Origin of the sequence: Fictibacillus sp. 18YEL24, assembly GCF_015903855.1 — a bacterium.
Classification (GTDB): domain Bacteria; phylum Bacillota; class Bacilli; order Bacillales; family Fictibacillaceae; genus Fictibacillus; species Fictibacillus phosphorivorans_C.
The window spans coordinates 792,272-812,806 of sequence record NZ_JACZDT010000002.1 but is presented as its reverse complement, the minus strand read 5'-3'; the positions used below and the strand labels follow the sequence as shown (position 1 = coordinate 812,806).

General features: G+C 41.7%; 21 protein-coding genes. 2 read left to right on the top strand and 19 right to left on the bottom strand.

Annotated features, from left to right (window positions below):
* Positions 1 to 30: 30 nt before the first annotated feature.
* Both rpoN and cspD read right to left on the bottom strand, forming a co-directional pair.
* Positions 31 to 1,356 (bottom strand): RNA polymerase factor sigma-54, encoded by a 1,326-nt coding sequence (gene rpoN / locus HU823_RS09355; protein ID WP_144698104.1) that lies wholly within the window; start codon positions 1,354 to 1,356, stop codon positions 31 to 33.
* Between the two features lie 215 nt (positions 1,357 to 1,571).
* Entirely contained in the window at positions 1,572 to 1,772 is a 201-nt protein-coding gene (cspD, locus tag HU823_RS09350; RefSeq protein ID WP_066245685.1) for a cold-shock protein CspD, read from the bottom strand.
* Between the two features lie 334 nt (positions 1,773 to 2,106).
* On the opposite strand from cspD, the gene yvfG reads away from it, so the two are divergent.
* Together yvfG and clpP are read left to right on the top strand one after the other, a co-directional pair.
* A complete protein-coding gene (yvfG, locus tag HU823_RS09345) occupies positions 2,107 to 2,322 on the top strand; it encodes a protein YvfG (RefSeq protein WP_066245683.1) in 216 nt (71 codons plus the stop codon).
* A gap of 218 nt (positions 2,323 to 2,540) precedes the next feature.
* Complete coding sequence (gene clpP / locus HU823_RS09340; protein WP_197221924.1) at positions 2,541 to 3,143, top strand: ATP-dependent Clp endopeptidase proteolytic subunit ClpP; 603 nt, start codon at positions 2,541 to 2,543, stop codon at positions 3,141 to 3,143.
* A 53-nt stretch (positions 3,144 to 3,196) separates the two neighbouring features.
* Here the strand turns inward: clpP and HU823_RS09335 are convergent, their stop codons facing one another.
* The 17 genes from HU823_RS09335 to HU823_RS09255 form a co-directional block, all read right to left on the bottom strand.
* Positions 3,197 to 4,174, bottom strand: coding sequence for a zinc-binding dehydrogenase (locus tag HU823_RS09335; protein WP_197221923.1), 978 nt, complete (start codon positions 4,172 to 4,174; stop codon positions 3,197 to 3,199).
* A gap of 140 nt (positions 4,175 to 4,314) precedes the next feature.
* Entirely contained in the window at positions 4,315 to 5,847 is a 1,533-nt protein-coding gene (trpE, locus tag HU823_RS09330; protein ID WP_197221922.1) for an anthranilate synthase component I, read from the bottom strand.
* A 715-nt stretch (positions 5,848 to 6,562) separates the two neighbouring features.
* Complete coding sequence (locus HU823_RS09325; protein WP_066397607.1) at positions 6,563 to 6,820, bottom strand: HPr family phosphocarrier protein; 258 nt, start codon at positions 6,818 to 6,820, stop codon at positions 6,563 to 6,565.
* Between the two features lie 39 nt (positions 6,821 to 6,859).
* Positions 6,860 to 7,801, bottom strand: a complete 942-nt coding sequence (gene whiA / locus HU823_RS09320) for a DNA-binding protein WhiA (protein ID WP_066397610.1) — start codon at positions 7,799 to 7,801, stop codon at positions 6,860 to 6,862.
* A gap of 40 nt (positions 7,802 to 7,841) precedes the next feature.
* On the bottom strand, positions 7,842 to 8,792 hold the full coding sequence (locus HU823_RS09315) for a gluconeogenesis factor YvcK family protein (protein WP_066397612.1): 951 nt from the start codon (positions 8,790 to 8,792) through the stop codon (positions 7,842 to 7,844).
* On the bottom strand, positions 8,793 to 9,668 hold the full coding sequence (rapZ, locus tag HU823_RS09310) for an RNase adapter RapZ (RefSeq protein ID WP_144698094.1): 876 nt from the start codon (positions 9,666 to 9,668) through the stop codon (positions 8,793 to 8,795).
* A gap of 51 nt (positions 9,669 to 9,719) precedes the next feature.
* On the bottom strand, positions 9,720 to 10,178 hold the full coding sequence (locus HU823_RS09305) for an NUDIX hydrolase (RefSeq protein ID WP_066397616.1): 459 nt from the start codon (positions 10,176 to 10,178) through the stop codon (positions 9,720 to 9,722).
* 499 nt (positions 10,179 to 10,677) lie between these two features.
* Positions 10,678 to 11,634: a thioredoxin-disulfide reductase gene (trxB, locus tag HU823_RS09300; protein ID WP_144698092.1), complete on the bottom strand. Its 957-nt coding sequence runs from the start codon at positions 11,632 to 11,634 to the stop codon at positions 10,678 to 10,680.
* An 84-nt stretch (positions 11,635 to 11,718) separates the two neighbouring features.
* Entirely contained in the window at positions 11,719 to 13,344 is a 1,626-nt protein-coding gene (locus HU823_RS09295) for a tetratricopeptide repeat protein (RefSeq protein WP_197221921.1), read from the bottom strand.
* Positions 13,345 to 13,813: 469 nt separating this feature from the next.
* The gene (hisIE, locus tag HU823_RS09290; RefSeq protein ID WP_197221920.1) at positions 13,814 to 14,458 is read right to left on the bottom strand and encodes a bifunctional phosphoribosyl-AMP cyclohydrolase/phosphoribosyl-ATP diphosphatase HisIE; all 645 of its coding nucleotides are present in this window, start codon (positions 14,456 to 14,458) and stop codon (positions 13,814 to 13,816) included.
* Positions 14,455 to 15,213: an imidazole glycerol phosphate synthase subunit HisF gene (hisF, locus tag HU823_RS09285; RefSeq protein ID WP_197221919.1), complete on the bottom strand. Its 759-nt coding sequence runs from the start codon at positions 15,211 to 15,213 to the stop codon at positions 14,455 to 14,457. The genes hisIE and hisF overlap by 4 nt, the downstream gene beginning before the upstream one ends.
* Entirely contained in the window at positions 15,213 to 15,944 is a 732-nt protein-coding gene (gene hisA, locus HU823_RS09280) for a 1-(5-phosphoribosyl)-5-[(5-phosphoribosylamino)methylideneamino]imidazole-4-carboxamide isomerase (RefSeq protein ID WP_197221918.1), read from the bottom strand. The genes hisF and hisA overlap by 1 nt, the downstream gene beginning before the upstream one ends.
* A complete protein-coding gene (gene hisH / locus HU823_RS09275; protein WP_197221917.1) occupies positions 15,941 to 16,582 on the bottom strand; it encodes an imidazole glycerol phosphate synthase subunit HisH in 642 nt (213 codons plus the stop codon). Before hisH ends, hisA begins: the two co-directional genes overlap by 4 nt.
* A 2-nt stretch (positions 16,583 to 16,584) precedes the next feature.
* Complete coding sequence (gene hisB, locus HU823_RS09270; protein WP_231607350.1) at positions 16,585 to 17,181, bottom strand: imidazoleglycerol-phosphate dehydratase HisB; 597 nt, start codon at positions 17,179 to 17,181, stop codon at positions 16,585 to 16,587.
* Positions 17,182 to 18,453 (bottom strand): histidinol dehydrogenase, encoded by a 1,272-nt coding sequence (hisD, locus tag HU823_RS09265; protein ID WP_197221916.1) that lies wholly within the window; start codon positions 18,451 to 18,453, stop codon positions 17,182 to 17,184. It lies immediately after the preceding gene.
* Entirely contained in the window at positions 18,450 to 19,094 is a 645-nt protein-coding gene (hisG, locus tag HU823_RS09260) for an ATP phosphoribosyltransferase (RefSeq protein ID WP_144698076.1), read from the bottom strand. The genes hisD and hisG overlap by 4 nt, the downstream gene beginning before the upstream one ends.
* A complete protein-coding gene (locus HU823_RS09255; RefSeq protein ID WP_197221915.1) occupies positions 19,091 to 20,275 on the bottom strand; it encodes an ATP phosphoribosyltransferase regulatory subunit in 1,185 nt (394 codons plus the stop codon). Before HU823_RS09255 ends, hisG begins: the two co-directional genes overlap by 4 nt.
* Between the last annotated feature and the right edge of the window lie 260 nt (positions 20,276 to 20,535).

The following is a 20,535-nucleotide window of genomic DNA, read 5'->3' as shown; positions in this document are numbered from 1 at the left end:
AGGACTTCTCCGAGAGGAAAAGACCTTATTTTAAGAGGTATACCGTTTCCGTTTTGAAGAAGATGGTATGTTTAATTCTTCCCGGTATTTCGCAACCGTCCTTCGGGATATCGTGAGACCGCTGTTCTTTTCTAAAAGAGAGGCGAGCATCTGGTCGGATAAAGGTTTTGTTTTATCTTCGCTCTCTACAAGTTTCTTAATCTCCGATTTGGCAGAGGTTGCCGAAACGCTTCCTCCATCTTGCGTAAAGATTTTAGCTGTGAAAAATGATTTTAGTTCAACAGCCCCTTTTGATGTTTGAAGCACTTTATTTTTGACGGCACGGCTTACCGTTGATTCGTGTACACCAATCTCATCTGCTACTTCTTTTAAAGTGAGTGGTATTAAATCCGATCGGTTGAATGTTACAAAATACTTCTCTTGTATTCTCACGATCTCTTTCGTTATCTTAAGCAACGTTTCTTTTCTTTGATCCAGCGCCTTTTTTAACCAATTGAACTTTTGGAACGAATCATCTAAAAACTTCGATGTTGCGTTTCTTTCGTTCAAGAGTGTTCCATAGCTTTCGTTCAACTTTAACATCGGTGAGTACTGCTCGTTCACCGCAATGTGAAACTTTCCATTCTCTTCGGTCACAGAGACATCTGGATATAAATATGCCTGATCGCTGGCAGGAGCGTATGCTGCGCCTGGGCGAGGATCAAGTGTTTGGAGAAGATCAGCTGCTTCTTCGACTTCATGAGGTGTTACATTCAGATGAGTAGCTAGCCATTTCATCTTACGCTCTGCAAGCTTATCTAGATACTGATCAACGATTATGTAGCTTAATGTATGTTGGAGATGCTGTTCTTCAAGCTGAAGCAACAAACATTCTCTTAGATCTCGCGCCCCGATTCCAACAGGTTCTAACGTTTGAAGAAGAGCGATCAGTTCCTCACATTTTTCAACTGTCGTATGAAACCGGTTGGCCGTTTCCTCAGCAGAGACGGTAAGGTATCCGCTCTCGTCTACACTTAACAGCAAGTATCGAAAGAGTTTTTGATCCTGCTCTTTAATCGGCAGAAGGATCGATTGCTTATATAGGTAATCAAAAAGAGTTTCTTTTTCTATGATTAGATGCTCAAGTGGCTGATGATCACCCGATCGGCTATTAACCCCATTTTTTCGTACGTTCTTCTTTAATGTCGTGAACATGCCCTTTGGTTCTGCAATTTCAATGAGCGGGTTTTCTAACGCCTGCTCTTGAAGATATGACGTCAGTTCATAACTGGGAACTTGTAAAATGGCGATGGCCTGACGCAATTCAGTTGTCATGACAAGGTTCATGCTCTGTTGTTGAAACAAACCCATTTCCATTCTAGATCCCCCCTATTTCTTCATCATACTACAGATGTAAGCGCTATACATCCTACAAAATTTGGGGTCTGACCCCACACAAATACAAATCCCTCGAATATGTATTTTTGAGGAAGACAAGTAGCTCTTCAACTCCCCATGGGAACCATGAATTCTTAGCCTACAAAAAAATGCCAGCACCGCCCGAAGGCAGTCTGGCATTTTAAACTTTACTATTAAAGTTTTGTTACGTTAGCAGCTTGTGGTCCACGCTCGCCATCAACGATTTCGAAAGATACTTCTTGTCCTTCTTCAAGAGACTTGAAGCCTTCTGATTGAATCGCAGAAAAGTGAACGAATACGTCGTTTCCGCCTTCAACTTCGATGAAGCCGAAACCTTTCTCAGCGTTGAACCATTTTACTTTACCATTTTGCATGGGTGTTTCCTCCTTACAAACGCTATGTAAGCGTTTTAACTCTTTTAACCGACTTACTATGTAAATAAAAAGGCATAAAAAAATGCGCACTCATTTGAATAATTCAAAAGTGGATTTTACGTGTTCCACTTCTTATTCAAAAAGTACGACCGCTTTAAATCCAAAAGATATTCACAACGTAAATGGTTGAATTAACTATAACATGCTAAAATCCAATTGTCAAAACAAGGGATAGAAATTTTATAATACTTTTGTATTCACATTTGATAGGCTATGATAGATAAAGAACATGAACCTTTCATGAATGGTTTTACGAATGAAGGAGGAACACCAAGTGAGCGAAGCATTTTCAGTACCTTATTTTAAAGAGAACTTTCAGCAATACATAGAACGCAACAAAGATGTTTTTACGAAAACACATGCGATGAATGCGTACTACCGTTCGATCGTGGGCACGCTGATCAATGATAATCTTAACAAAAACAGTGAGATCGTCCGTCGCATACGCAACCTAGAAACCGCTTATATTGAAATTAAAAACGAAAACTAGGGCTTATATTTCTGTAATAAGGGTATTGTTTTCTAATCTAGAGGTTTAAAATCCTGCTTCTAGCGGGCATTATGATGATAGCCCATACATAAGGTGTAAGAAGGATATTGAGCATTGCTGGCGAAATGAGTTACATACAGCATATTGTTTGACCTTGTTTGACCTTTTTTGTATGATGACAGTACAGTTTAACTTGAAAAAGGAGAAGGAGGATTTCCATGAACTTAATTCCAACAGTAATTGAACAAACGAACCGTGGGGAGCGCGCTTACGATATCTACTCCCGTCTATTAAAAGACCGTATTATCATGCTTGGTAGTGCGATCGACGATAATGTTTCAAACTCAATCGTAGCACAACTTCTATTCTTAGCGGCTGAAGATCCTGATAAAGACATCTCGTTATACATAAACAGCCCAGGTGGTTCGATCACAGCTGGTATGGCGATCTATGACACGATGAACTTCATCAAGCCACACGTTTCCACGATCTGTATCGGTATGGCAGCATCTATGGGTGCCTTCTTACTTGCAGCAGGGGAAAAAGGAAAACGTTACGTGCTTCCAAACTCTGAAGTTATGATTCACCAACCTCTTGGAGGAACACGTGGTCAAGCAAGTGATATCGAAATTCACGCTCGTCGTATCATCCAGATGCGCGAACAGCTGAACAAGATCCTTTCTGAAAAAACAGGTCAACCGCTTGAAGTCATCGAGCGCGACACAGACCGTGATAACTTCTTGCTTGCAGAAGATGCGGTTAAATACGGATTGGTTGATAAACTGATCACATCTGTAGATAGCACAGAGATTAAAAAATAATAAGATAATATAAAAACTGGACTGCAGAATTTGCAGTCCAGTTTTTTTTATGACTATATAACAGCAACAATCTTTCCTTTAACATGTCTTTCAGAGAGTTTGATGAGTCCTGCTGGCACTTCTTCAAGTGAGATCTTTTCAGAAATCATCGCTGAGATCTTTCCTTCAACGACAAGCTGAGCTAATTCTTCATTCATTGTTGCTAAATCTTTTAAAGCTTTTACTGAATTCGAGAAATGAGCAGCACCAAGTGCGATCTCATGGAAAGAGAGTGCCTGACTAAAAGGTTTTACAGCAGAATAATCAGGATTTCCCGCAATAAATGCTATTCGCCCATTAAATCCGATACTTTTTAATGATTCAGTTGCATTTTCGCGGCTAACCGTGTCAAGGACAGCATCGACTCCAACTTCGTCTGTCAGTTCCATAACACGTGCATGAACGTCTTCTGTTTTATAAAAAATCACGTGGTCGGCCCCAAGGCTTTTTACGTACTCCTCATTTTCAGGAGAACATGTTGTGAAGATGGTAGCTCCGATCTGTTTAGCCAACTGGATAGCAAATCCGCCGACACCACCAGCTCCACCGTGAATCAAGATTGTCTCATCTTGTTGGAGGTTCATTTTTCTAAAAAGTGCTTGGTATGCTGTCATCCCTGCACAAGGAAGAGCCGCTGCTTCTTCAAACGATAGCTTATCAGGAATTCTAGCCAAAGAATGAGCAGTTGTCATAGCATACTCAGCAAAACCTCCGTTTTTCATGAAATTCCCATGAAAGAATACACGGTCTCCCTGCTTGAATTCAGCTGCGCCATCACCTGCTTCTTCAACAATCCCCGCTGCGTCAACACCAAGGATGTGTGGATAATTCCAGGCAGGATTGCCGTTTGTAGCAGTCTTGTAGTCTACAGGATTAAGTCCAGCAGCTTTGATACGAATTAATACTTCCCCGGGTCCTGGTGAAGGTTTTTCAGTTTTTTGAACCTTCATCTCACGCCACATGTTTTTATCTTCAAGCATTAAAGCTTTCATCTATACTCGCCCCTTTAAGTTGGTCATTTAAAAGAATATAAAGGACAGTATATCCATTTTCAACATTTGATAATAGCATTCTGCTCAGAGGCGGTTGGCTTCCAGACACGCTGTATTGCTTATACGGGACGCGAGTGTCTTCACCGAATAGACAAAACGGGGGTTTGTATTTGTCTGGGGTCTGTCCCCCCCTCGATTGCTTTCAGCATGGCTTTCGCTTTGTTGACTGTCTCTTCGTACTCTCGCTCTGGAACCGAATCCGCTACGACGCCTGCACCTGCTTGGACGTAGGCTTTTCCATCCTGAAACACGATCGTCCGAATCGCGATGCAAGAATCCATCTGGCCGTTAAATCCTAAGTACCCGATGGCACCACCATACACGCCCCGCGATTGTTGTTCGAGTTCAGAAATGATCTGCATGGCCCTGACCTTTGGCGCACCTGAAACGGTGCCGGCCGGCATACAAGATCGGAGCGCATCGAAAAAGTCTTTATCTCCCTGCAATTTACCTTTCACGTGTGACACCATGTGCATAACATGTGAATAACGCTCGATCTCCATATATGAATCTAGTTCTACGGTTCCGTATTCGCTCACTCTTCCTACATCGTTTCTTCCTAAATCAACAAGCATGACATGCTCTGCTCGTTCTTTTTCATCAGCAAGCAAATCCTGTTCAAAAGCCAAATCCTCCTGAAGCGTCTTTCCTCTTGGACGGGTTCCCGCGATCGGTCGGTTCTCGACACATCCATCATCCACTTTTACAAGAAGCTCTGGAGACGCACCGACGATATATGCATCCTTCGATTTGTAATAATACATGTACGGTGAAGGGTTCATGGAACGAAGAAGTCGATACACATCGAACGGATCTGCTTCGTTTTCTTGTTCGAATCGCTGGGATAATACGACCTGAAAAACATCTCCCGTTTTGATATATTCCTTCGCTTGCTTCACCATGTAACAAAACTCATCTTTAGTATGTGAAGAACGGACTTCATTTTTTTTCATTTCTGTTAGTGGAAACTCTTTAGGAACAGCTTTCATTTTTACAGGCTGCTGCAGCTCTTCATAAGTTTTCCCAATTCTGTTGCACACTTGTTCATATTTTTCGTGTAAGGTTTTTTCATTATCATCAGGAGAAACGTGCAGATTGCACACAATCGTTGTTTTTTGTTTTAGATGATCGAATATGATGACTTCATCTGTGAACAAAAATTCCATTTCATGTTCTTGTTCAGATGGAGATTTTGGTCTTGGGACATTTTCAAACGTATGAATCAGATCATAGCCGAAAAAGCCAACAGCACCTCCTGTGAACGGAGGCAGAGAAGAGTGTTTAGGAGATTTGTATCGTGATACATACTCTTTCACGATATCTAACGGAGAACCTTGCTTATGGATAGTTTGTTTTTCATTTATAAACGTGATATCTACGGTCTTTCCTGATGACGAAACCACCAAGAAAGGCTTTCTGCCAATATACGAGTACCTCGCCCAACTTTCTCCGCCCTCAACACTTTCAAGCAAAAAAGCATGTTCTTCATGACGAACTCTCTCAAACTGAGAGATGCACGTCTCATGGTCAGATAAATAAGTAAAACCTATTGGAATAACATTGAAATTTTCTTTTGATAGAGAAATGACTTCCTCTACATTTGGCATAAACATGTTCAATCCACCTCTTTCAAAAAATAAAAAACCTCTCGCTTTTTACAGCGGAGGTTGATGTTTGCATCATAAATAAACTAAGAAAGAGGTTTAATCGGAGGATTAAAATACTCTCAACTCAGCTCAAACTATGCTCTCTGTTCTCCACTCATCTCAACTCTTACTATTCTCCTGATTAGTGATTAATATATAGGGTTACCCACATGTTGTCAACTCTCATTTAAGGAGCGATCTCAGTTTAAAGTGAGCTGTTTGATATCGTTTCTATAGATTTATTTATCGATAAAACGAATGCCGAATCACCCAAACCCAGCAGACGCTAAAAAATAAGATGAGACTGAAGATAATTGTAATCATAAAGGCAAGGCCCAGAAACAGTCCTGAACTTGATGGACCTAGCAAGGAAAACCCGGCCAATGCCAAAGGATATAGAAATATAAAGATCAGCATCAGAACCCAAAATATCAAACGTGCCGTACTTCTTCGAGGTTTAATCAGATAAAGTGTCAGAAGTATATTTACAATCGTTAATCCTGCGGCAAACGACCAGTCATGCATGAAACTTGTATGATGCAAAATAATCGCCTCCCTTTTCCTCTTATACAGTATATTGAGAGAACGATAGTGGCCAACCCTGTAAAATTGAAAAACCGCTATTTTGTCCTTTCCATAAGGACAAAATAGCGGTTTGTAATTGTGTGGGGTCAGACCCCTATTATTCTGCTTTGGAAACAAAAGCTGCTAGGGCTTCGACAGCTTCGTTCTCATCAGGGCCATCAACAGCGAGTACAAGTTCACTGCCAGATCCTACAGCTAAACTCATAATTCCCATGATGCTCTTCGCGTTCACTTTCTTGCCTTCCTTCTCGACAAATACATCAGATGTGTAACGGTTTGCTTCTTGGACGAATAATGCTGCTGGTCGTGCTTGCAGTCCACTCTTCAACTGCACGGTTACTTTCTTTTCAACCATTCTACCTTACCTCCTCTAACCTTATCTCTCTATGAAACATCAATGGATGGGTTGACCGTTTCTAATTTTCGTTGCGATCTCATCAATCTTGCGTAATCGGTGGTTAACACCTGATTTACTTACAGGGCCGGATGATACCATCTCACCTAGCTCTTTAAGGGTAATTTCTTGATGTGTGACTCTCAGTTGCGCAATCTCACGCAGCTTATCTGGAAGTGTTTCAAGTCCTACCTGTTCGTCGATGAATTTAATGTTCTCGACCTGTCTCATGGCAGCACCTACTGTTTTGTTAAGGTTTGCCGTCTCACAGTTTACGAGTCGGTTTACTGAGTTACGCATATCTTTTAAAATTCTGATGTCCTCAAAGAACAATACAGCATGATGAGCGCCGATCAGAGTAAGGAACTCTGAAATCTTTTCGCCATCCTTTAAATAGATGATGTACCCTTTTTTACGTTCAAGAACTTTTGCTTTAAGTTCAAAGGTGTTCATCAGTTCAGCTAATGCAACCGTATGCTCTTCATACATCGAGAATATTTCTAAGTGATAGCTTGTCTCTGGGTGGTTTACGGACCCACCTGCTAAGAAAGCCCCTCTCATGTATGCACGGCGGCAGCAGCTTTTCTTATTAAATTCCTCTGCAATGTTGCGGGTAAACGTAAAAGCTCCGTCAATAATCTTCAAATCTTCCAACAATGCTCTTGATTCTTCTGAAACACGTACAATGTAGACATTATTCTTTTTCAAGCGCATCTTTTTTCGTACTAATAGCTCTACGTGATAAGGATATACACGTTTGATCAACGTATAGATTCTTCTTGCAATAGCAGCATTTTCAGTCGGGATATCGAGAATCAATTTTCTGTTGCTGAAAGAGATGGAACCATTCATTCGAATTAAGGCAGCTAACTCTGCTTTTTTACAGCAATCTTTCAGTTCAAGCTGCGTTAATTCTTTTTTTGTATCTGCAGCAAAAGACACCTGCATCACCACCTCTCTTCCATCCATTTCAATCCGTATTCTATTTTTCTATAAGTCCTAACAATAAATCAGAAACACGCTGTGCATCGTGTCTGACAAGCGTTCCGTATTGAATAATGTTGTCGCACAACAAACCGATGCCGAACGACTTTAACCGTTCCTCATCATACTGAACTTGTGATGCGCCTTCTTCCAAGTATAGATCCAAATATTCTGGTGGAATCTTTTCATTGTTTGCGATAACAACGTCAATAAAATTGTGCCCAACATGATCGATTAATGCCTGAATATGATCACCAGCTGTGTAACCAGTTGTCTCACCAGGCTGTGTCATCACATTACACACATAAACTCTAGGAGCCGTTGCCTCACGGATGCTATTAGAGATTCCGTTTACTAGAAGGTTCGGCAGGATGCTCGTATACAAACTACCTGGTCCGATCACGATTAGATCCGCTTCTTGAATCGCTTTCACGCTTTCACGAAGAGGCTCGATCTTTTCATCAGATAAAAAGACGCGTTTAATTTTCTTATTCGACAGCGGGATCTTAGATTCCCCCTGAACAATCGTCCCATCTTCTAATTCGGCACATAAAATTATACTGTTTTTCGCTGCAGGGAGTACCTGACCTCTTACGTTTAAAACGCGGCTAAGTTCCCGAATTCCTGTTAAAAAATCTCCTGTAATATCGTGCATGGCAGCAAGAAGCAAGTTTCCAAGCGAATGACCCGTAATTCCGTCGCCCACTTTAAACCTATGCTGAAACATTTTTTCTACAAGCGGTTCTACTTCAGAAAGGGCGGCGATCACGTTTCTAACATCACCAGGAGGAGGCATATCATAATCCCTCCTCAACCTTCCAGAACTTCCGCCATCATCTGCAACCGTAACGATAGCAGTGATATCAACTGGATAGCGCTTTAAACCACGGAGAAGAACAGAAAGGCCTGTTCCTCCGCCAAGCACTACCACTTTCGGCTGCTTATTCATTTAAACTTTATCCTTTCCCATATCTCTGTGAGAGCTGAATGTCACATATTCTTTGGAAAGTGCATTTCCGATGTATTCAGCTAGAGCTACAGAACGATGTTTTCCGCCTGTGCACCCGATCCCGATGATCAGCTGACTCTTGCCTTCTCTTTTATATTGAGGAATCATGAACTGAAGCAGATCGAGCAGTTTTTCTAAAAACATGTTCGTTTCTGGCCACTTTAACACATACTCAGAAATATCTGCCTCAAGCCCTGTTCGCGGTCTCATATGTTCGATGTAATGCGGATTCGGTAAGAAGCGAACGTCAAACACTAAGTCAGCGTCGATCGGCATCCCATACTTAAATCCAAATGACATCACGTTGATCGTGAACGGATGAGCGGCATTTGCGGAAAAACGTTGAATGATACGTTCACGTAACTGAAGAGGCTTTAGGTCAGATGTATCTAATACTTGCTGAGCTCTTCCTTTTAGTTCTTCGAGCATCTCTCGCTCTTGCGTGATGCCTTGAAGCGGGTTTCCGCTCTTCGCTAAAGGATGAGAACGTCGCGTTTCTTTGTATCTGCGTACAAGAGTTGCATCTTTACAATCTAAATATAAAATCTGCGGCTGAACATCGGATGAGATGGCAAGTTGATCGAGCGTTGAGAACAACTGATCAAAAAATTCTCGACCACGAAGGTCCATAACAAGTGCCACCTTGTTCAGTTTACCTGCAGATTCTTGCATTAATTCTACAAATTTAGGGAGTAGTGCAGGTGGTAGATTATCAACACAGAAAAAGCCTAGATCTTCAAAGCTCTGCATGGCTACCGTCTTCCCGGCCCCTGACATTCCTGTAATAATCACCATTTGTACATCATGTCTTTCCATGCCATTTCCCCCCAGTTAGCTATGTTCCATTTTTATGCGACCCATCTTATCTTATGCAGGGTCTAAACGATAAGAAAGCAGTTCAAAATCAGGTGTATATGTGAATGTTCCAAATATCATGTTGCTGCCACTCGTCATATAGTCAAGAATGTGATGGTCTCCTGGCGCCATTGGAAGTTCACGAACTTCTTCAACCGGCTTCCAAGAAAGAATCCCTTCTTCACATTCATCTAATGCAACACCTTCTGAGTCTGTTGCAAAAAAGGTAAACATCATCCACTCTGAAACGATTTTGTCGCCTTCTTTAATAATAAAATTAAACACACCTTTAAGCTGCGGATTCTTCAGATAGATTCCCGTTTCTTCACGGTACTCTCGTATTACAGAATCACGGATAGATTCGGTAGACTCCATCTTTCCGCCTGGTGCTACCCACCAGCCCCGTCTAGGCTTTTGAAGTAAAAGCACTTGATTATCTCTTATTAACACACAGTTTGTTACTCTTTGCACTTGTTTTCACCTCAGGGCTATGTCCTACTTGTTAGTATACTAAATTATGTAACCCCTCACAATACAGAGGCCTCAAGGGTTTGACGTATTTTAGCATTCTAATTTATGGTATTTCACTTTTCTTATTATGTGAAAAAAGAACCTATTAAATGAGTTTGAAATCTCAGTGATGTTTTTGAAAGTAGCTGTTTTCCGTTCCAGGTACTCGCTTTCCGCGGGGCAGGCGATGAGCCACATTCGTACGTTTCACGTATAAGTGTCTCACCTGCCCGTCTGTCCCGCAGGAGTCTCGCACCCTACACTTCAAACAGTTTGTCTATGATGAGAACACAAATAAGGGAAAAAAAACTTCCGAGTGTGAGCCTTTTCCATGCTCTATAAAAAAACAAAAAAAGGACACGAAGCATAGCTCCGTGTCAAAGTCTTGCCTTTATAAAAAGGGGGTCAATTTCTTATTTTTAATATACCCCACAATTATTTCATCACTGTTACAATCACATTAATTGGAAGTTACGTTTTTTAACTTCTCCGTTAAAGTTTCTACGTAGTGCTGAGCCGCTTGTGCAGCGATACTTCCATCACCTGTAGCTGTAACGATTTGACGAAGTGTTTTTTCACGAATATCGCCTGCTGCAAAGATACCAGGAATTCTAGTTTCCATCTGTTCGTTCGTTTCTACATAGCCATTTTCATTCGTGATGCCAAGATCTTTAAACGCAGCGTTAAGTGGCAGCATTCCGATATAGATGAACACACCATCTGCTGAGAAGTCTTGTTCTTCTCCAGTTTCAGAATGAACTAACGTCACTTTGTTCACTTTGTTGTTTTCACCGTGAATCTCTTTAACGGAATGATTCCAGATGAAATCGATCTTTTCGTTATCAAACGCACGTTGTTGAAGGATCTTTTGTGCACGAAGTTTGTCACGTCTATGAACGATCGTTACTTTAGAAGCGAAACGAGTCAGGTAAACACCCTCTTCAACAGCTGAGTCACCACCGCCGACAACGACTAATTCACGGTTCTTAAAGAACGCTCCATCACAAACCGCACAATAAGAAACACCGCGTCCAGAGAATTCTTTTTCTCCTGGAATGCCTAGCTTCTTATATTCAGCACCTGTTGAGATGATGATTGAACGCGCTTTGTACGTTTTGCTACCGGCATGAATCGTCTTGTACTCTTCTCCATCAACGATTTCTTTTACATCACCATAAGCGTATTCAGCACCGAATTTTTTTGCGTGCTCAAACATTTTGTTTGAAAGTTCTGGTCCAAGAATGTGATCAAAACCAGGATAGTTTTCTACATCTTCCGTATTAGCCATCTGTCCGCCAGGGATACCTCTTTCAATCATGATCGTATCCAAGTTCGCGCGTGATGTATAAACCGCTGCAGTCATACCAGCTGGTCCTGCACCAAGAATAGCTACATCATAAATTCTTTCTTCAGTCATTAATGCCCACTCCTTATATAAGGAAATTCTTATTTACTATATCTCTATCCTATTCGCACATAGGAGTAAAGTCCATCATTCTGCTCAAACGTTGCGATTCACCCAACCGATAAGTTTTTTTATCCGTAGTGACAAAACAGAAACGGTGATTTCGTATTGCTCAGCAATCCCTTTTTGGGTGGAACGCCCTTTTTGCTTACGAGCTAAGTGATCGATTGCCGCAGCAATTGCTTTTTGGTTATCAAAGATTCGCTCACCTGTCATTTCTGCAAACTTAATAGCTTCTGCCCAATAAAACAATACGTGCTCGTCAAGTGCAGAACCCCTCTCTTTTACAGAAAGAAGAACATCCAGTGCCATACTGATTATCTCAGATGCTGTACCCACTTCTACAGAAGTGTCATCATGAACAAGTTTCACAGCTCGTTCTGGCTGATGTTCAAGCATAATCGTTGCCGCAATTTCTTTTACAAGTAACGACTCTTCTTTTCTAAGACAAAAATCACGAAGCGTCTCATAAGCCTCTTCATTTTTATTCCCTCTGAGAAGAATTAAATGCGTAATTTTGTTTTTTTCCAGTCCTTTACGAACCTGTTGGATATGTTCCATCGCTTTCACTTGGCGATCTTTTTTTGGTTTGTTCTGATTGTTAGTTGGAATGCGATATTGATAATCCCCGCCTGTTATTGTCAGCTCATCGTTCTGCGCCTTTTCCATATAAAAAGGAGCCACGTGACCTTCAGGATCAAGATCGATCACCTTTTTCCAAGTTTTAATTGAAAGGTCCTTTTGTCCAAGTGCAAAGTACGACACCGCCAGCATATGTGTGGTCACGGGATCGTATACAAATGACGATTTTCTAAGAGACTGAAGCCATTTATTCGCATACAAATGCTCTTCTAATAAACCGAATGTATTCCCCAACTTATAACGATGTTCAGGATGCATCGGATGCACGGTTTTTAATCGCTCAACAAGCTTAGCACCAGGTTCATCCATCCCTAAATGGAACAGAAAAATAGCAAGATTGCATAATGCATTTAAGTTACCAGGATTCTTATCCAAGACATCTTGAAGAACATCCATCGCTTCATCAAACTCGCTCTTATAAAAATGAGTGAGTGCTAAGTTATTATACGCCGCCCAAAACTTAGGGTGATTGGAAATGATCTCTCTTAACTGTTGCTGTGCAAGTGGTAGATCTCCTCGCTCGATCGACTGCCTTGCTTCATCATGAAGCTTGATCAGCTCTTCTTCTGTCGAAAGTGGCAGACTGGAAGACTTGCTTCCTGTTTCCAATGAGATAAGATCTAACAGTTCTTGTGTATCTTCCACAAATTCACCATCAGGATCAATTGCTATATATAAACGAGCATGTTCTTCGGCATCAATATACATGCCTAAGTGCGCATAATTATTCGCAAGAAAGAAATGACACTCTGAAAGGTCTGAACCAGACTGTTCGAGAGCATTCAGCAAGTACTTATTGGATTCTTCATATTCACCGATCTCAGCGAGCGTAGAAGCAAGCTGACATAAAAAAGAGGGCTCTTCCGGCTGGAAAGTAACGGCCCGTTCAAACATTTTTTTTGCTGTATATAGATCACGCCTGTTATAGGCTTTTATTCCTTTTTCAAAAAAGTAATCCCCATCTTGGATAAAGGGAAGAACACGGCCGCTAGCTGCACTGGCCCGTTTTTGTTTATGCATATTTGGTTCCTCCATCTACTTATGTAAACTTATATACTTCTATATCGTTCCGTTTACAAAGTTTTCAACCAAAAAATTATAACACAGGCTAAAAAGACTAACACCCCTTAGACTGTAAATAATGTGCAGGAAACTTTCGACAAAAAATGATTAAAGCGTGACAAGATGTATGAGTCATGGGGTCCGAAGTTTGAGTGTTATGCGAAAAATTTTCCGAAACTCTTGGTGTAGGGATTATCAAAGATTTCTATTCGCTCGTAACTCGGTAATTGATCCGAGATTTCTGGGAATTGCTCAGAAATTATTGGAATCGCTCATAAAACTCTGCAATCGCTCATAAATCTCTGCAATCGCTCATAAATCTCTGCAATCGCTCATAAATCTCTGCAATCGCTCATAAATCTCTGCAATCGCTCATAAAACCCCTCTAATGAAAGGAAAATACAAAAAAACAACCGAGATGACCATCTCAGTTGTCATTTTTCGTATGTCTTTCTTTCAGTGTAGCTAAAATCTCGTCTAAAGGTACCTTTTGCTCCTGCAGCAGTACTAAAACATGATAGAAAAGATCAGAAACTTCCCATTTCAGTTCTTCCGCATCACGATTTTTTGCAGCGATGATCACTTCGCCAGCTTCTTCTCCAACTTTCTTCAGAATCTTATCGACTCCATGTTCAAAAAGATAGGTTGTGTAAGCTCCTTCTGGCATCTCATGTTCGCGTTTCGCGATAATCTCTTGCAGTTCTGTCAGAATTCTATAACGATCCGGATTTGGTGCATCAACTCTCTCATCCACCTCAAAAAGCTTTTCTGAAAAGCAGCTATATGTGCCCGTGTGACAAGCTGGACCTTTTGGCTCTACAAGTACGACCAAAGCATCTTGATCACAATCATAGCGGATACTCCTAACTTTTTGTGTATTTCCGGAAGTTTCACCTTTGTGCCATAATTCTTGACGTGATCTTGAAAAGAATACCGTTTCACCAATTTCGATCGTTTTTTCGAGCGATTCTCGGTTCATAAATGCGACCGTTAGTATCTCTTTTGATTGAACATCCTGGACTACAGCAGGAATCAGTCCTTTATCATCAAATTTCAGTTTTTCTAAATTCATCGAACAGGCACCCCTAACTTTCGCAAATCTGCTTTTACCTCTGTGATCGATGTTTCTTTATAATGAAAAATACTTGCAGCAAGTGCCGCGTCCGCTTTTCCAATCGTGAATGCATCATTAAAATGCTCTGACGACCCTGCACCGCCTGACGCGATAACAGGAACGGTTACTGCCTCACTGACTGCTTTCGTTAGCTCCAGATTAAATCCAGACTTTTCTCCATCTTTATCCATACTGGTCAACAGAATTTCTCCAGCACCCCGATTTACTGCCTCTCGCGCCCATTCAGTGACTTCCCATTGAGTGGGCTTGCGACCTCCATGCGTATACACGCGCCATGATTTTAACTCTTCGTCATACTTTGCATCGATCGCCACTACGATGCATTGAGCGCCAAAATAATCCGATCCTTCTGTGATTAATTCTGGTCGTAAAACCGCTGCAGTATTTACAGAAACTTTGTCAGCTCCAGCGCGTAATACACGTTTCATATCTTGGAGTTTATTGATACCGCCACCAACAGTAAAAGGTATCGCGAGTTCTGCTGCTACTCGTTCGACGACTTCGATCATCGTGTCCCGCCCTTCGTGACTAGCAGAGATATCAAGAAACACGAGCTCGTCTGCTCCTTCTTCATCATAAAATCGTGCCAGTTCAACAGGGTCACCGGCATCAACTAAGTTCAGAAACTGAATGCCTTTAACCACTCTTCCTTCCTTAACGTCCAGACATGGAATAATTCTTTTTGTAAGCATTATTTCACACTTCCTAACGCTTCTGGCAGAGTGAATCGATCTGTATAAAGAGCTTTTCCTATGATCGCACCAGCGATGTTACGTTCATCTGCTTTTAAAAGAACAAGATCATCGATCGAGCTTACACCACCAGAGGCAATCACTTCTTTTCCAGTGACACTCGCTAATTCTCCAATTGCTTCAACGTTTGGTCCCTGCAGCATACCGTCTTTTGAGATGTCAGTGAAAATAAACGTCTCTGCACCTTCTTCTACTAATCTTTTCGCTAGATCAACAGCTTTAATATGTGACGTTTCGAGCCATCCTTCAGTTGCTACAAAACCATCACGAGCATCAAGTCCGATCGCCACTCTTGATCCACCGTATCGCTGTAACGCTTCTCGAACAAACTCTGGATTCGAAACGGCGGCACTTCCTAAGATCACACGATCAATACCAGCGTCTAGATAAAATGAAACGTCTTCCATCGAACGGATACCTCCACCGATCTGGACCTTTGCAGATAGTTCTTTTGCAACTCTTAATACGTGCTCGTGATTGATCTTCTTCCCATCTTTCGCGCCATCAAGATCTACCATGTGAATCCATTCTGCACCTTGATCTGCAAACTGTTTTGCCATATCAAAAGGAGAATCTCCATAGATCGTTTCTTGGTCATAATCACCTTGCATCAACCTAACGCATTTTCCATTACGCATGTCGATCGCCGGATACAATACAAATTCATTCATCTTTGTTTTCCCTCCTCAACAAAACGGCAAAAGTTTTGCAGCATGCTCATGCCAGTCACCGAACTTTTTTCAGGGTGAAACTGGGTCCCCATAATTTTACCGCTTCCAACTACAGCTGGAACTTCAACGTCTTCGTATTGTGCGACCGCGGCAAGCACCTCTTTATTTTCAGTCTGTACAACAAAGGAATGGACAAAATAAACATGTCCTTCGTCGATACCTTTTATTAACGGCTGATCACTCTGCAAAAAGTTTAGATCGTTCCAGCCCATGTGAGGCACTTTATAGGAGCGTCCGTCCCTTGTTGTGCCTGTAAATCTCTCTACTCTACCAGGAAGTAGTCCAAGTCCTTTCGTTATTCCGTTCTCGCTGCTTCCTTCAAAAAGGAGCTGCATGCCTAGACAGATGCCCATTAAAGGCTTACCGCTCTGAGCTTCTTTTTTTATAAAATCAGCGAGACCCGTCTTCTCTAACTCCGTCATCGCATCTTTAAAAGAACCAACTCCCGGTAGTAAAAGCCCATCCGTTTTTTGAAGTTCTTCTATATTTCCTGAAAGAATATAGGGCTGATTGATTCTTTTTAATGCAGAACAGACAGAGTGCAGATTGCCCATTCCGTAGTCAATGATTCCGATCATTTTTATAACATTCCTTTCGTAGAAGGCACTCCTTTTACACGAGGGTCTATCTGTGTAGCTTCATCAAGCGCTTTTGTAAAAGCTTTAAAAATAGCTTCTATAATATGGTGTGTGTTCGTGCCATAATGAACGATTACATGAAGGTTCATTCTCGCTTCCAACGCAAGCTTCCAGAAGAATTCATGTACGAGTTCTGTATCAAACGTTCCTACTTTTTGACTTGGGAATTCTGCACGAAATTCAAGATGAGGACGATTGGAAAGATCGATCACGACTTGAGCGAGCGTCTCATCCATCGGTACGAACGCATTGCCGTATCGCTTGATTCCTCGCTTGTCACATAAAGCTCCCTGAATCGCTTGGCCAAGGCAGATGCCAACGTCTTCTGTTGTGTGATGGTCATCGATTTCCACATCTCCCGCAGCGTTTACCGAGAGATCGAAATGCCCGTGACGTGCGATCGCGTCTAGCATGTGGTTTAAGAATGGGACAGGCGTTTGAATATCTGCTTGTCCTTCTCCATCAATATTTAGAGATAAAGTGATCTGTGTCTCTTTAGTATTTCTTTCGATCGTATGTTGTCGCACTTGATTTTCCATCTATTTATCCTCCAGTCGAACATCAATTGCTCTCGCATGTGCTTCAAGTCCCTCTAGGCGAGCAAATGCTGATATTTTCTCTCCGTTTTCTTTTAGTGCTTGTTCACTATATCGAATCACACTTGATTTTTTCGTAAAATCATCTACGTTAAGCGGACTTGAAAAACGCGCTGTCCCACTTGTCGGAAGAACATGATTGCTTCCTGCAAAATAATCCCCAACAGGCTCTGAGCTGTATTCTCCAAGAAAAATCGCACCTGCGTGTTTTATTTTTCCGAGAAGACTCATCGGATCTTTCGTCATGATCTCAAGGTGTTCGGGTGCGATCTGGTTGATCACATCTGCACCTTCTTCAAGCGAATTCACGATATATATGCTTCCATGATCTCGAATCGCTTCTGTCGCGATATCTTTTCTTGGGAGCTCAGATAGTTGTGACTCTACTTCCGTTGCAACTTCTTCTGCTAACACTTTTGAAGTTGTAACCAATACCGCTGCTGATCGGGGATCATGTTCGGCTTGTGATAAAAGGTCTGCCGCAATGTAACGAGCGTTTGCTGTTTCATCCGCAAGAACGGCGATTTCACTTGGACCTGCGATCATATCAATGTCACATACACCAAAAACTTCGCGTTTTGCGAGCGCAACGAATATGTTACCCGGACCAACGATTTTGTCCGTTTTGGGAACCGATTCCGTTCCATATGCAAGTGCGCCGATCGCCTGTGCGCCACCGATTTTAAACATCCGTTTGACTCCGGCAATTGAAGCGGCCGCCAATACAGCAGATGGAAGTTTTCCATCTTTTCCTGGCGGTGACACTAGGACGATCTCCTCTACGCCAGCAACAACGGCTGGTATGACGCCCATCAACACAGATGACGGGTAAGCAGCTGTTCCTCCTGGAACGTAAACACCGACTGAATCAAGAGGTGTTACTTTTTGACCTAATAATGTTCCGTCTTCACGGGTGAAGAACCATGATTGTCGTCTTTGCTTTTCGTGATATTCACGAATGTTGTCTGCTGCTTCTGAAATAATATCTATCAATTTAGGATCAAGTGAAGAGATCGCTTCATCTATTTCGTTCATTGTTACTTCTAGAGTTGAAAGAGATACACCATCAAATGTCTCCGTATATTCAAAAAGGGCTTCATCACCCTTTGTTTTTACATTTTGTAAAATATCAAGAACTGCTTTTCTCTGCTTCTCCGTGTTTTGTTCAACACTTCTCACTAAGGTTTTCAGTTCCGTTACAGGTTGTATCTTCATTGACCTTCCTCCTTGCTCTCAACAAGTGTTCGAAGTCGCTCAACCAGATCGTTGATGCGTGCAGCATGAAGTCTGTAGCTAGCGGGATTCACGATCAATCTCGATGTAATTTCAGCTATTTTCTCAAGTTCAACCAGACCGTTTTCTTTTAACGTCCTCCCCGTCGAAACGATATCAACGATTCGATCGGCTAGCCCAATGAGTGGAGCAAGTTCGATCGATCCGTTTAATTTGATCACTTCTACTTGTTGACCCTGCTCTCTAAAATAATGAGATGCAACATTCGGATATTTTGAAGCAATCTTTGGTGCAACTCTCTGATCATGTCCGTTCGGAAGTCCTGCAACTGCGAGATAGCATTCTGAGATTTTCAGGTCAAGGACTTCGTAAACATCACGCTCTTCTTCAAGCATCACATCTTTTCCCGCGATTCCAATATCAGCTACTCCATGCTCCACATAAGTCGGAACATCCATCGGTTTTGCCAGAATAAACCGAAGACCCGCTTCTGGTGCATCGATGATTAATTTTCTTGATTCATCAAACTCTGGAGGCAGCGGATATCCAGCTTGTCTAAGAAGATCGACTGCTTCTTCAAATATTCGCCCTTTAGGCATTGCCATCGTTAAGACCGTACTCATGAAAAGTCCTCTCCTTGCTTTGTTCCGATTAAATAAAGAACATCATCAAATCGTTTGCTGAATTCATCCACATTTTTTACTCCGGATAGATTCTGCATCACTACACGCTTGCCTTCACTGCGCATGTTTCTTGCCAGCTTTAGCGCTTCTTTTCTTCTCTCATTCGTGTACAGAATGCATTGTCTCTTTGTATCATCCTTTTTCTTTCCTAACGCTTCTACAAAATAGTCCATTCGAATCGCAAAACCAATAGCGGGTGCTTTTCGATCAAAACGACTGAGCAGATCGTCATAACGTCCTCCGCTTGCGATCGGCGCCCCGATACCTGCACCGTACCCTTCAAACACAATTCCGGTGTAATAACTCATATGACTGAACAACGTAAAATCAAAGACAATGTTTTGTGCCGCATCGTAATCTTCTAAGAGATCGTACAGATTTTTTAATTCTTGCAAGGTCTGCTGTCCTCTTCTGTTCGGGTTTAATGAAGATGCTTCTTCGAGTACTTCAATCCCGCCTCTTAAATCCAACAATTTCAATAATCGCTGTGTATCAATAGAAGAAAGAGGCAGCTTTTTCACATGTGATGTGTAACCCACATAATTTTTTTCGTTTAAATAACGCAACAGATCCGCTGCTCGGTCATCATTTCCTAAAATTTCAGAAAGAAGTTCTTGCACAAATCCGATATGTCCGACAGCCACAGTAAATGAAGCAATCTCGCTCTTTTTGAACACTTCAGACATAAGAGCTAGGGCTTCAGCTTCAGCGCTTGCTGTACCTTCACCAATCAATTCGATACCCACTTGTTCGAATTCAGCCGGCCGGCCCCCTTCTCGCTGTTGCGCTCTGAAAACGGGAGAACTGTATGCTAGGCGAAGCGGGTAAGCTACCTGCTTCATGCTTGATGACACGACCCTTGCGATCGGGGCAGTCATATCTGGTCGCAAAACCAATGTTTTTCCTTCCATATCAAGCAGCTTGAACAGTTGTTGATCTAAGATTGCCGAAGCTTCACCGACTGTATCGTGATATTCCAAAGTAGGAGTCTGAATGAATTGATAACCCCAAGACTCCATCTCTTGTTTAATTCTATTTTTTATATCTTCATTATTCTGATAAAAGGCAGGAAGTGTATCGCGCATACCTGCTGGTTTTTCAAAAACAAACGGTTTTGACATGATCTTTCATCCTTTATTTATGAAATGAATAGATTAATTTTTGTTTTTTTGAATAAAGCTTGGTGAGAAACCAAAATTTCAACACGACACTTTAGTTCGCTAACATACTACCATGATAAAGATTTAGTAGTTAGTCTACACGTCCTTGTCGAAACTGTCAACCAATTCACACAAAATCTTGTTTCCTTATTCAGAGTTAAGAAAACAGATTTCAGGGAATAGTATGTAAAAATAAAATACATAGAAGGGATGGAATGCGT

Bases quoted from the DNA above. Each gene is read 5' to 3' on its own strand.
- rpoN (WP_144698104.1), bottom strand. From the start codon at position 1,356: ATGGAAATGGGTTTGTTTCAACAACAGAGCATGAACCTTGTCATGACA.
- cspD (WP_066245685.1), bottom strand. From the start codon at position 1,772: ATGCAAAATGGTAAAGTAAAATGGTTCAACGCTGAGAAAGGTTTCGGC.
- clpP (WP_197221924.1), top strand. From the start codon at position 2,541: ATGAACTTAATTCCAACAGTAATTGAACAAACGAACCGTGGGGAGCGC.
- HU823_RS09335 (WP_197221923.1), bottom strand. From the start codon at position 4,174: ATGAAAGCTTTAATGCTTGAAGATAAAAACATGTGGCGTGAGATGAAG.
- trpE (WP_197221922.1), bottom strand. From the start codon at position 5,847: ATGTTTATGCCAAATGTAGAGGAAGTCATTTCTCTATCAAAAGAAAAT.
- HU823_RS09325 (WP_066397607.1), bottom strand. From the start codon at position 6,820: ATGGTTGAAAAGAAAGTAACCGTGCAGTTGAAGAGTGGACTGCAAGCA.
- HU823_RS09315 (WP_066397612.1), bottom strand. From the start codon at position 8,792: ATGAATAAGCAGCCGAAAGTGGTAGTGCTTGGCGGAGGAACAGGCCTT.
- rapZ (WP_144698094.1), bottom strand. From the start codon at position 9,668: ATGGAAAGACATGATGTACAAATGGTGATTATTACAGGAATGTCAGGG.
- trxB (WP_144698092.1), bottom strand. From the start codon at position 11,634: ATGACTGAAGAAAGAATTTATGATGTAGCTATTCTTGGTGCAGGACCA.
- HU823_RS09295 (WP_197221921.1), bottom strand. From the start codon at position 13,344: ATGCATAAACAAAAACGGGCCAGTGCAGCTAGCGGCCGTGTTCTTCCC.
- hisIE (WP_197221920.1), bottom strand. From the start codon at position 14,458: ATGAATTTAGAAAAACTGAAATTTGATGATAAAGGACTGATTCCTGCT.
- hisF (WP_197221919.1), bottom strand. From the start codon at position 15,213: ATGCTTACAAAAAGAATTATTCCATGTCTGGACGTTAAGGAAGGAAGA.
- hisA (WP_197221918.1), bottom strand. From the start codon at position 15,944: ATGAATGAATTTGTATTGTATCCGGCGATCGACATGCGTAATGGAAAA.
- hisH (WP_197221917.1), bottom strand. From the start codon at position 16,582: ATGATCGGAATCATTGACTACGGAATGGGCAATCTGCACTCTGTCTGT.
- hisB (WP_231607350.1), bottom strand. From the start codon at position 17,181: ATGGAAAATCAAGTGCGACAACATACGATCGAAAGAAATACTAAAGAG.
- hisD (WP_197221916.1), bottom strand. From the start codon at position 18,453: ATGAAGATACAACCTGTAACGGAACTGAAAACCTTAGTGAGAAGTGTT.
- hisG (WP_144698076.1), bottom strand. From the start codon at position 19,094: ATGAGTACGGTCTTAACGATGGCAATGCCTAAAGGGCGAATATTTGAA.
- HU823_RS09255 (WP_197221915.1), bottom strand. From the start codon at position 20,275: ATGTCAAAACCGTTTGTTTTTGAAAAACCAGCAGGTATGCGCGATACA.